General features: G+C 61.1%; 8 protein-coding genes. 2 read left to right on the top strand and 6 right to left on the bottom strand.

Features of this window, described 5'->3' with window-relative positions; translation table 11 throughout:
* Positions 1–79 precede the first annotated feature (79 nt).
* Positions 80–448 carry a phasin family protein gene (locus GGQ85_RS15450; RefSeq protein WP_309775249.1) on the bottom strand — a complete coding sequence of 123 codons (369 nt, stop codon included), beginning with the start codon at positions 446–448 and terminating at the stop codon, positions 80–82.
* A 260-nt stretch (positions 449–708) separates the two neighbouring features.
* On the opposite strand from GGQ85_RS15450, the gene GGQ85_RS15445 reads away from it, so the two are divergent.
* Positions 709–3,675: a PAS domain S-box protein gene (locus GGQ85_RS15445; RefSeq protein WP_309775247.1), complete on the top strand. Its 2,967-nt coding sequence runs from the start codon at positions 709–711 to the stop codon at positions 3,673–3,675.
* Between the two features lie 133 nt (positions 3,676–3,808).
* Here the strand turns inward: GGQ85_RS15445 and GGQ85_RS15440 are convergent, their stop codons facing one another.
* Positions 3,809–4,459 (bottom strand): 3-oxoacid CoA-transferase subunit B, encoded by a 651-nt coding sequence (locus GGQ85_RS15440; RefSeq protein ID WP_079446077.1) that lies wholly within the window; start codon positions 4,457–4,459, stop codon positions 3,809–3,811.
* 78 nt (positions 4,460–4,537) lie between these two features.
* Positions 4,538–5,245, bottom strand: a complete 708-nt coding sequence (locus GGQ85_RS15435) for a CoA transferase subunit A (protein ID WP_079446076.1) — start codon at positions 5,243–5,245, stop codon at positions 4,538–4,540.
* Positions 5,246–5,543: 298 nt separating this feature from the next.
* Here GGQ85_RS15435 and GGQ85_RS15430 point away from each other — a divergent pair, with 298 nt between their 5' ends.
* Positions 5,544–7,487, top strand: coding sequence for an AsmA family protein (locus tag GGQ85_RS15430; RefSeq protein ID WP_309775246.1), 1,944 nt, complete (start codon positions 5,544–5,546; stop codon positions 7,485–7,487).
* 50 nt (positions 7,488–7,537) lie between these two features.
* Here the strand turns inward: GGQ85_RS15430 and GGQ85_RS15425 are convergent, their stop codons facing one another.
* The 3 genes from GGQ85_RS15425 to GGQ85_RS15415 are packed head-to-tail and all read right to left on the bottom strand — an operon-like array spanning position 7,538 to position 10,415.
* Positions 7,538–8,359: an ABC transporter permease subunit gene (locus GGQ85_RS15425; RefSeq protein ID WP_309775245.1), complete on the bottom strand. Its 822-nt coding sequence runs from the start codon at positions 8,357–8,359 to the stop codon at positions 7,538–7,540.
* Complete coding sequence (locus tag GGQ85_RS15420; protein WP_309775244.1) at positions 8,356–9,270, bottom strand: ABC transporter permease; 915 nt, start codon at positions 9,268–9,270, stop codon at positions 8,356–8,358. The genes GGQ85_RS15425 and GGQ85_RS15420 overlap by 4 nt, the downstream gene beginning before the upstream one ends.
* Positions 9,267–10,415, bottom strand: a complete 1,149-nt coding sequence (locus GGQ85_RS15415) for an ABC transporter ATP-binding protein (RefSeq protein WP_309775243.1) — start codon at positions 10,413–10,415, stop codon at positions 9,267–9,269. Before GGQ85_RS15415 ends, GGQ85_RS15420 begins: the two co-directional genes overlap by 4 nt.
* Positions 10,416–10,833: the final 418 nt, after the last annotated feature.

Genomic DNA, 10,833 nt, shown 5'->3' with positions numbered 1-10,833 from the left:
GGCTTCGCTGCTTGCGTGTCCACATCCCAAGTGTGAATCATATTCGCTGCGATACCGGAATCCCCGCCTAGCCCAATTTTCAAACAGGCTCTAAGGCGGCCCGGCTCATGCTCTGCCATATTTCGCTTGCCTGCCCGGTGAAGGCCTTCATTTGACCCTGCACATATTCAGTATTCAGCCGCATCACCTCCGCGAGATCCCTCGCGCGGAGAAGTTGCTCAGCATAGTCCAGTGATACGGTCATATTCTGCCGGGCAAAGGAGATTGCCTTGCTGCTGATATCTCGAACGCTGTCGCGAACCGCCTCGTTGCGACCCTCGATCGAATTGGCGGTTTGCTGGGCACCGTCGAGAAAACTCTCAAGCGCCTTGCGTGCCTGCTCGAAACCTGCCTCCGCTAGCGACTGCATCTCGTTCGAAACTTCAAATTGCCGTCCCTGGTTGCTCATGGTCGCCGCTCCCTGTGGTGGCTCTTTCATGGGTTCCGGTCCTCCGGTCCCCACCACCTCAACGTGCCACCGATCGCGGAGGTCCCATGACAACGGCCAAATTAAGGTTATCCCGGCTTTGCCGGGGATTTCAGGAGAGCCGCCGTGGACCTCCGACATGGCGGACACGATACTGACGATCTGTTAGGACTGCGGCCAATGAAAGCCGACATGCGCAGCCGCCGAAGGCAAAAGCCCAAGACATCTGACACGCGGTGCCCATGAACAGCGCCGATTTCCAGTTGCAGGGTATGACCGACCCACGGCTGGCCGTTCATGCGGCGGGCGCCCTGCCCGCGTGGCTGTGGTCGCTGGACGGCGCCTGCATCCTGTGGGCCAATCCGGTGGGCGTCTCTATTGTCGGGGCAACCAACACCTCCGCTCTTGCTTCACGACACGTCGACCCTGACGACCCGCGCCGACGGCAGGTGGTTCAGCTCGCGCGCCGTCTGCCGCCCACCGGCGCAGTGCAGCTAGAACGAATGCGGGGCTATGCCGGCCTAGGAAGCCTTCTTACCTGCGCCTGCTCGCGGCTCGAAATTCGGGGCGTCGGCGGCGTCATCCTCGTGAGAGCCGCTGAGCCGGCCGGCCGCAGCATGCCGCTGGTCGAACGATTGCAGCGACTGGTGGATGGCGTCGATATGCCGGTGGCTGCCTTCTCGCGCGACGGCCGGTTCGTCGCCGCCAGCAACAGGGGACGGCCGCTGTTCAGCATTGGCAGTCTCGCGGAGGGCGGGCTTGATGGCTTGCGCGACAATGCACTACGCGAGGGTCGCGCCGAGACCTCGGTCGGACTTTGGCGGTTGGTGCTGCAACGTGTCGGAAGCGGCGACGACATTGGACTTGTCGCCCTGCTGGAGCCGAACGTCTCAGATCGCTCTTCGACTCACCCGGCACCGTTGACCGAATCGGAGGTCGAATTTCCATTGCGGAACACGGCGACCATTCCGCCAATGCAAGCCGTCGAGTCGCCGCCCGAGCCGGATAATAGTCCGTCGCGTGATTTTCCACCGCAGAGGCGCCACCATCCTTTGCGCTTCATGTGGCGGATGGATGCCGAAGGCCGCTTCTCGTTCGGATCCGACGAATTCACCCGCATCATCGGAATGCGAACAGCCTCAGGATTCGGCCGGTTGTGGAGCGAGATCACGGACGTATTCGGATTCGATCCTGAAGGCCGCGTTGCGAAAGCAGTCGAAACCCGCAACACTTGGAGCGGTATCACGCTCCTTTGGCCCGTCGATGGATCGGATGCACGTTTGCGTGTCGAATTGTCGGGGCTTCCGATCTACGACCGCGCACGCAATTTCGTCGGCTATCGTGGCTTCGGCGTCTGCCGCGATCGGGAGGGTTTGGCGCGGCTCGCAGCAAATCGACGCCACGAATTTTCGTTCAGCGAGACCTCCCATCCGCCGCCGGCGGGCCCAGCGGGTTCTGCCGACACCGAGCCCTCCGAACTCTTGCAACAACCAACAGAACCGGACACCACCGTGGAAACGCCCAAGAATGTCCTGCCGTTCAGGCCTCCGGTCGACTTGAAACCGCCTCCTCTCACGCCTGTCGAGAACAATGCCTTCAACGAACTGGCGCGCCAGCTCTCGGCCCGGCTGGAGGGCGAGCCCGACTCCGCCGAGCCTGGAACTAACGCCGAGCAGCCGGTCGTTCAGAAGCCGTCCGAAGCCACCCAAACACAGGTGGATGGATTGTCACCGCCCGAACCGACTCCGCAGGCCACTATCGCGCGCGACAGCCTGATCCTCGACTTGCTTCCAGGCGGCGTGATGATCCACCGAGCCGGCCGCGCACTGTACGCTAACCCGGCGTTTCTCGCGCAGGTCGGCTACAGCAGTCTTCAGGCGCTGCAAGAGGCCGGCGGGCTCGATGCCCTCCTGGTCCAAGCCGACATGCCCGCCGCCGACAGCATGCCGCCCACTGGCTCTCCCGTCACGGTCTCGGCAACGCCACCGTCGGGCGCACCGCAACAGCCGATCACCGCCCGGCTTTTTGTGGTCCCCTGGGATGGTGAGCCCGCACATGCCTTGATATGCGGCGGTGCATCGGCGCCCTCTCGCGTCGGCCATGCAAGCGCCGAGGAGCTTGCCACCATCGTCGACACCGCAGCCGAAGGCATCCTGATGTTCGACGACGGCGGACACATCACTGCTTGCAACCGCAGCGCCGAAGCGTTGTTCGGGCATTCCGGCGACAGTCTCACGCAGCGTAATCTCGCCGATCTCTTCGCGCCGGAAAGCCAGGGCGCGGTGCGCAACTATCTCAAGGGCCTCGTGGACGACGACGCAAGACTGCTCGATCACGGGCGCGAGGTGTTGGGCCGCGTGCGCGAGGACAGCCTGATCCCGCTAGCGATGACGATGGGCCGGACCCAGACTGAAGGCCCCAACTTTTTCGCCGTGTTCCGCGACCTGTCGCAGTCAAAGAAAATCGAGACCGAGTTGTCACAGGCGCGACGGCAGGCCGAGCGCGCAGCGAATGCAAAAGCCGACGTGCTGGCGCGGATCAGCCACGAAATCAGAACGCCGCTGACCTCCATTATCGGGTTTGCCGAGGTGATGATCGACGAAAAATTCGGCTCGCTCGGAAACGAGCGCTATGTCGAGTACATGAAGGACATCCGTGCTTCGGGCGAACGCATCATCGCGTTCATCGACAACCTGCTCGACCTGTCGCGGATCGAGACCGGCAAACTTGATCTCGCCTTCGTGAACCAGAATCTCAACGAAATCGTCGAGCAATGTGTCGCCGTGATGCAGCCGCAGGCCAATCGCGAGCGCATCATCATACGGACCTCGCTTGCGCACACACTGCCGCCGGTCGTCGCGGACGCACAAGCGCTACGCCAGATCACGCTTAATCTCATCGGAAACTCGATCCATCTGGCCAATGCCGGCGGGCAGGTCATCGTCTCGACGACAATCAATGATTTCGGTGACGTGGCGTTGCGCGTCCGGGATACCGGACACGGCCTCAGCGAAAACGAGTTGGCCGCGGCGACGGAGCCATTCCGCACACCGGCGCCGAGCGATCAGGCTTCGAAGAGCGCAGACGTCAGCCTGTCGCTCACCAAGGCGTTGGTGGAGGCCAATCGTGCCCAGTTCCACATCAAAACGGGGCCACACTCCGGCACGCTGATCGAAGTGGTATTTGCGCAAACAAACGCGCTATCCTAGAGCGTTTTCGAGCGAAGTGGAATCCGGTTCGCGTGAAGAAAACGCGTCAAATCTATGACTGAAACCCTGCGGCCGGGTCTGTAGCGCCTGACGCCATCGGATATCGGCTTCTGGCCGCTGTCGCGCATCGTCCTCAAGCGCTCTGCAGCCCGACGCCGAATTCGGCTTCGGTCTTAGCCCTGACCTCGTCCAGCGTGACGCTGTCGGCGAGCTCGATCAGCGTCATGCCATCCTTGCCGTGCTTGTCGATGGTGAACACCGCAAGATCGGTAACGACCATATCGACAACCCTTTCGCCGGTCAGCGGCAGCGTGCACCGCTTGAGCAACTTCGGGCCATCCTTGGCGGAATGCTCCATCACGACGACGACGCGCTTGACACCGGCGACGAGATCCATCGCGCCGCCCATGCCCTTGACCATCTTGCCCGGGATCATCCAGTTGGCAAGATCGCCGTTCTGGGCCACCTGCATCGCTCCGAGGATCGAGAGGTCGATATGGCCACCGCGCACCATGCCGAACGAGTCGGCCGACGAGAAATAGCTGGAGGTCGGCAATTCTGTGACGGTCTGCTTGCCCGCGTTGATAAGGTCGGGATCCTCTTCGCCTTCATAGGGAAATGGACCCATGCCGAGCATGCCGTTCTCGCTCTGAAGCTGAACGTCGATATTGTCGGGAATGAAGTTTGAGACCAGCGTCGGAATACCGATTCCGAGATTGACGTAATAACCATCGCGCAATTCCTTGGCGGCACGCCCTGCCATCTGCTCGCGGGTCCAGGCCATGGGGCTCTCCTGTCATATTGTTGTCGTTGCAAGGAGCTTATCGGAAGCGATCCAGCACTGTCCTGAGCCTAGAAGCGCCTATGCCGCCGGGCGTGGACGGGTGTTGCGGAATTCGATGTGCTTCCTGGCGCTCCCCACCTCGACGATACGCTTGATGAAGATGCCGGGAGTATGGATATGATCGGGATCGATCTCGCCAGCGGGCACCAGATGCTCGACTTCTGCGATGGTAACCTTCGCGGCGGTCGCCATGATCGGGTTAAAGTTTCGCGCAGTCTTGCGATAGACCAGATTGCCAGCGGTGTCGCCCTTCCAGGCGTGGACGATGGCGAGATCGGCGAATAGCCCTCGCTCCATAAGATATTTCTGGCCGTCGAATTCCTTCACCTCCTTGCCCTCGGCAATGAGGGTGCCGACGCCGGTTTTTGTGTAGAACGCCGGAATGCCGGCGCCGCCCGCGCGAATGCGCTCAGCCAACGTGCCCTGCGGATTGAATTCAAGTTCCAGATCTCCGGCAAGATACTGCTGGGCGAAAAGCTTGTTCTCGCCGACGTAAGACGAGATCATCTTCTTGATTTGCCGTGTTTCGAGCAAACGGCTCAGTCCGATGCCATCGACGCCGGCGTTATTGGACACGAAAGTCAGATTTTTGACTCCAGAGTCACGAATGGCATCGGACAACGTTTCCGGGATGCCACACAAGCCGAATCCACCGGACATGATCATCATGCCGTCCCTGAGGAGACCATCGAGGGCCGATTTGGCGTCGGGGTAGACTTTGTTCATGAGCTGCGACCTGCAAGGAGGAAAGCGCCGCTACCGGCGCACGGGCAGGGTTAAAGGGGAGTATTAGGCAAAATCCTCGTGGGGCGTCAATTGGAGCTATGGCCGTCTTAGCGTAGCGAATTTGACATTCGCTATTCACGTTTACAGCAGCAAAACTCTCGCCGTAGCGGCATGTAAATGTCAAAATCGGACTGTCGGCGGCCTTGAAAGCGTCAAGAAAACCAATCAAGTTGCGGGCGCTGCCGGACGGCGTCCGACCGGCCGGCAAGCGTCAACCAACCCCGGACATGTCTTGACGATGGCCCAAGGAATGAAGCGCCTGGGAATATCGGTCGCGGCCGTTCTGGGAGTTGCGGTGATCGGCCTGTCGGGGCTGATCTCCATGTCGCGGCTGCTCGACCACGACGCCTTGCGAGACGCCGTCGAAAGTCAGATCCGCACGGTGACGGGACTCGACTTCGTCGCAGATGGCCGCATCGACGTCTCGGTTTTTCCCGGCAGCTATGTTTCCTTCCATGGTGCCCGCATCAAGGGTAGCGACGCCGAGGCTCCCGCACTCAGCGTCGATGTGCTGACCGCCAATCTGCGTCTGATTCCGCTTCTCATGCAGCATTTCCAGATCGACGACGTCATGATGCTGCACCCTCACATCCGCGTTAAGCGCGCTGCCGACGGCCATAGCAACTGGACCCCCTTCGTGGAAACGATTGCGCGAAATATGAAGCCCGGAGCCGACAGCCCGGTCTCGTTTTCGGAAATCCAAATCCAGAATGGCGAACTCAGCTATGAGGATACGGCCGGTGAGATTTCCGAAAACCTCCGCGACCTCAATCTGTCGCTGGCGTGGCCCTCGATTTCCCGCTCGTTCGCAGCGACAGGACAGTTCGACTGGCGCGGCGAACGCGTCGACGGCAGCATAAGCCTCAGTGATTTTCTTGCAGCGCTATCGGGCGATCGATCCGGCCTGAAGATCAAGGTCGCCAGCGCACCGCTGAAATTCTCGTTTGATGGTACGGTCGCCAACCCGATCAGTTGGATGATGGAAGGCACGCTCTCCGCCGATAGCACTTCCTTGCGCGAGGCGCTGCGCTGGATCGGACAGCCTCCTCCCGGCGACGGCGGGTTCGATCGCTTCGCGCTCAAGGCGCGCGCCAGCATGATCGGTTCGTCGGTCGCGCTCACGAACGTCAACGTCGAAATCGATGGCAATGTCGCCGAGGGCGTAATGACCTACGCCAATAACGGACGGCAGACCCTGCAGGCCACGCTTGCCGCCGGAACGCTGGATTTCACCCCTTATGTCAAGACGATCCGGCTGCTCGCCGGCGGAGCCCGCGACTGGAACCGGCAACTATTCGATCTGCATGCGCTGTCCGCCACCGACCTCGACATGCGGCTTTCGGCGGCAAAGGTCATCGTCGGCTCCACCAGGCTTGGCAAAACCGCACTCGGCGCCAACCTTCGCAACGGATCGCTCGCGCTCAGCATCGGCGAAGCGCAAATCTATGACGGTATCGCGAAGGGATCGTTCGGCATCTCGTACGCCGAAGCGGCCGCCGATGTGAAGGCGCAGTTTCAGCTGATCGACGTCGATCTGCAAGCCTGCCTCAGCGATCTGTTCGGCACCGGCCGGCTCTCCGGGCGCGGCAACCTGAATATTTCGCTTGAAGCCAAGGGATCGAGTCCGTACGGGCTGGCGCAATCGCTCGACGGGACGGCGGTTCTGACCGGCCACGACGGCGCGATCAGCGGATTCAATGTCGAGCAACTGCTGAAGCGGCTGGAGCGGCGGCCGCTCTCCGGCGGCGGAAATTTCCGCAACGGAAAGACACCATTCGACAAGCTGAACATCGCCCTCGATTTCGACGACGGGGTCGCCGTCGCGACGGACGTGCGCATCGAAGGGCCGGCAGCGCGTCTCACTCTGACCGGCACTGCCTCGGTGCCTTCGCGAGACTACGATCTCAAGGGCGTCGCGAGCCTGACGTCGTCAGCGGGTGCCGACAATTTCGAGTTACCGTTCGTGGTCCAGGGACCATGGGACGATCCGCTGGTCTTTCCCGATCCGGAAAGCCTGATACGGCGGTCCAAGGCGTCAGCGCCCCTACTCGACGCGGTCAGGGACCGCAAAACGCGCGACGCGGTTCGCTCGGTGATCGAACATCTAACGGATCAGAAGGCAGTTCCCGAGGCGACCGTTCCGGACACCCCGACCGGGTCCGGAGCGTCGCGTACAAACTGACGTTGTCCGCAAGCCTCTTCCTCAATCCCAAGCCCTTCTTCCACCAACGTCTACAAGGGTGCGGCGCTTTCGCCTTGCCGGCTCGAGAGTTTCGAAGCCAGCGACGCGGCCACGATAACCGCAGCAATCGATCCGACGATCAGTGTGCAGATCGCATTGATCTCCGGCTTCACGCCAAGACGCACCTCTGAATAAATCCGGATCGGGAGCGTTGTGGACCCGGGACCGGTGGTGAAACTCGCGATCACCACGTCGTCCATCGACAGCGTAAAGGCAAGCATCCAGCCCGCGATGACCGACGGCAGGATCAGCGGCAACGTCACCTTGACGAACGCCTGGAGGGGGTCGCAGCCCATGTCCATCGCAGCTTCCTCCAGGCTTCGATCGAGCGATCCGAGTCGCGACTGCACCACCACGGCAACGAAGCACATGGTCAGCGTCGTATGCGCAATCGTGACCGTCCAGAACCCGCGCTGCGCATCGACCGCAACGAACAGCAGCAACAAGGACAGTCCGGTAATCACCTCGGGCATCACCAGCGGGGCGTACAGCATTCCCGAGAACAGCGCGCGTCCATGGAAGGCGCCGGCGCGCGTCAGGGCGACCGCAGCCAGCGTTCCCAGAACGGTAGCGGCCGTGGCCGACACTGCGGCAACCCGCAGGCTCATCGCAAGCGCGGACAACATCGCCTCGTCGTTGAAAAGTTCAACGTACCAGCGCACGGACCATCCGCCCCAGACCGTCACCAGCCGCGAGGCGTTGAACGAATAGATCACTAGAACGACGATAGGCAGGTACAGAAACGTCAACCCGAGCGCGAGCGCGGTAATGTTGAAGGGCGACAGTCTAGCGAGCGCGGGCCTTGCTATCATTGCAGTTCTTCCAGCTGGCGACGCTGCACTCGCTCGTTAATAAGAAGCGGCGCCAACAGCAGCACCAGCAGCACGACGGCGATCGCCGACGCCACCGGCCAATCTCGGTTGGTAAAAAATTCCAGCCATAAGGTCTGCCCGATCATCGGCGAGGTTGACCCCGCGAGCAGATCCGGAATCACGAACTCGCCAACAATCGGAATGAAGCACAGCAGCGCGCCTGCGCCGATACCCGGCAGCGACAACGGCACCGTCACCAGCCAGAACGTGGTCAGACGCGAACCGCCGAGGTCAGCGGAAGCCTCAAGAAGCGCGGGATCCATTTTGGCCAATGTCGCGTAGAGCGGCAGGATCATGAACGGCAGATAGGAGTAGACGATCCCGATATACATCGCCGCATCGGTGGACAGCCACACGACGGGAGCGCTGACGAGGTGCAGCGCCATCAGCACGTTGTTCAGGATGCCATCGTGCTGGAGAATGTTGATCCACGCGTAGACACGGATCAGAAACGAGGTCCAGAACGGCACGATCACCAGGATCATCGCAATCGGTTGCCAGCGTGCCGGCAGGCGCGACATGCCGTAGGCGATGGGATAGCCGACCGCGAGCAAGATCGACGTCGATATCAGGGCGACGACAACGCTTCGCAGGTAAGACAGGACATAAAAATGGTCCGACGCAAGCAGCTTGAAATTTTCGGGCGATAGCGCCGCGATGGCTGCCCTAAGAGCAACTATGCCCTCCGCCGGATCAAACACGGGCAGATAAGGCGGCTGCGCCATCACCGTTTGTGACAGGCTGATCTTGAGCACGAAGCCGAACGGCAGCAAGAAAAACAGCAACATCCACAGAAACGGCGCAATCGCCGCCCTGCGCGCGGGAACGGAGAAAAGACGTCGCCCGTTCATCGGTCAAGCACCATGCAATCGTCTGGCGCGAAACACACCACCACGCGCTCCGCCTTATCGTAGGCGTCAACCTCCCGCCGAACGTTGTTAGCAACCGACGCAGACAGCAGCGCGCCGCGATCAAGCCTGACCTGATAGCGAGTCTGACCGCCAAGATAGCTGATGCCGGAAATGACGCCTTCCAAGCGGTTGATCCCGGCCGCGTGGCCCGCATCGGATGTCGCCTCGCCTCGCGACAAGCGAACCTTCTCCGGGCGTATTGCAACGCAGACCTGATCCGTCGTTAGCGCCTGCACGGGTGCCGCAGCCGTCACCTGTCCCGCTGCTCGCGTTGCGACCGTTACGCGGCCGGCGTCGCACGACTCCACTTCGCCATCGATGATGTTGATTCCGCCAACGAACTCGGCAATCCAGCGAGAGTTCGGCGCTTCATATAGCTGGCGCGGCGTCGCCACCTGTTCCAGACGCCCCGCGTTCATCACCCCGATGCGATCCGCCATCATCATCGCCTCCTCCTGATCGTGAGTGACGATGATGAAGCTCATGCCGATTTGGCGCTGCAGCCGCATCAATTCGGCTTGAGTGTTCTCGCGCAGTTTCATGTCGAGCGCGGCCAGCGGTTCATCGAGCAGCAATAGCCGCGGGCGCCGCGCGAGCGCGCGAGCCAGCGCCACGCGCTGCTTCTGACCGCCCGACAGCTGCTCCGGCTTGCGCTTTTCCATGCCCTCGAGACTCACCAGCGCCACCATCTCCGCGACGCGAGCATCGATCTCGGCGCGCGACAGACTCGCCCGCCTCAGCCCGAACGCAATGTTGTCTCGCACGGACAGATGGGGAAACAGCGCGTAGTTCTGGAACATCATGTTGACGGGACGCCGATGCGGCGGAACGCCGGATATGTCTTGACCACCGAGACGGATGCGCCCGCTGTCAGGCGTCTCGAACCCAGCCAACATCCGGAGCAGCGTGGTCTTGCCACAGCCGCTTGGCCCCAGCAGCGCAAAAAACTCCCCCGCCCTGATGTCGAGCGACAGGCGATCAACAGCGGTAAACCCGCCAAAGCGCTTGACGACCGCATCGACCTGCAACAGCGGCAGGTCGGACGGGGCGGCCGCATCGGAGGTAGGTCTCGCTTCTTTCGTCATTCCATCCCGTCTCGTTTCGCGATGAAGGCTATAGCGTTTTCGAGGTGGATACCGGTTCGCGTCAAGAAACGCATCAAAACACAAAGATAGAGCCCCGCTTCTGATTCCATCAGAAGCGGAGAGGCTCTAGTGATCCGATTCCAATGATCGCATCATCTACTTGCGAATATCGAAATCCAACGATCACCGGCAATACACGTTGGCGGCAGGGTTTTGGATGCGGCATTCGGGCTCGGAGATTGCACTCGCTCGAGCAATGCTCCTCGATGTAACCCATAGATCGGAATATTGGTCGATGGTAGAAACCTGTATCATCGCGCCTGATTGAGATTGGCTGGCAAGTGCGCCCTGGATTGCCACAACCGATCTCTCATGATTAATGGCCCCGTTAGAGAATGATGCCGAAACATGGAGACCG

The organism is Nitrobacter vulgaris (assembly GCF_031453995.1).
GTDB classification, from domain to species: domain Bacteria; phylum Pseudomonadota; class Alphaproteobacteria; order Rhizobiales; family Xanthobacteraceae; genus Nitrobacter; species Nitrobacter vulgaris.
This window is presented reverse-complemented; position numbering and strand designations above follow the sequence as displayed.

Coding starts and splice junctions, on each gene's coding strand:
- GGQ85_RS15450 (WP_309775249.1), bottom strand. CDS start 448: ATGAGCAACCAGGGACGGCAATTTGAAGTTTCGAACGAGATGCAGTCG.
- GGQ85_RS15445 (WP_309775247.1), top strand. CDS start 709: ATGAACAGCGCCGATTTCCAGTTGCAGGGTATGACCGACCCACGGCTG.
- GGQ85_RS15440 (WP_079446077.1), bottom strand. CDS start 4,459: ATGGCCTGGACCCGCGAGCAGATGGCAGGGCGTGCCGCCAAGGAATTG.
- GGQ85_RS15435 (WP_079446076.1), bottom strand. CDS start 5,245: ATGAACAAAGTCTACCCCGACGCCAAATCGGCCCTCGATGGTCTCCTC.
- GGQ85_RS15430 (WP_309775246.1), top strand. CDS start 5,544: ATGGCCCAAGGAATGAAGCGCCTGGGAATATCGGTCGCGGCCGTTCTG.
- GGQ85_RS15425 (WP_309775245.1), bottom strand. CDS start 8,359: ATGATAGCAAGGCCCGCGCTCGCTAGACTGTCGCCCTTCAACATTACC.
- GGQ85_RS15420 (WP_309775244.1), bottom strand. CDS start 9,270: ATGAACGGGCGACGTCTTTTCTCCGTTCCCGCGCGCAGGGCGGCGATT.
- GGQ85_RS15415 (WP_309775243.1), bottom strand. CDS start 10,415: ATGACGAAAGAAGCGAGACCTACCTCCGATGCGGCCGCCCCGTCCGAC.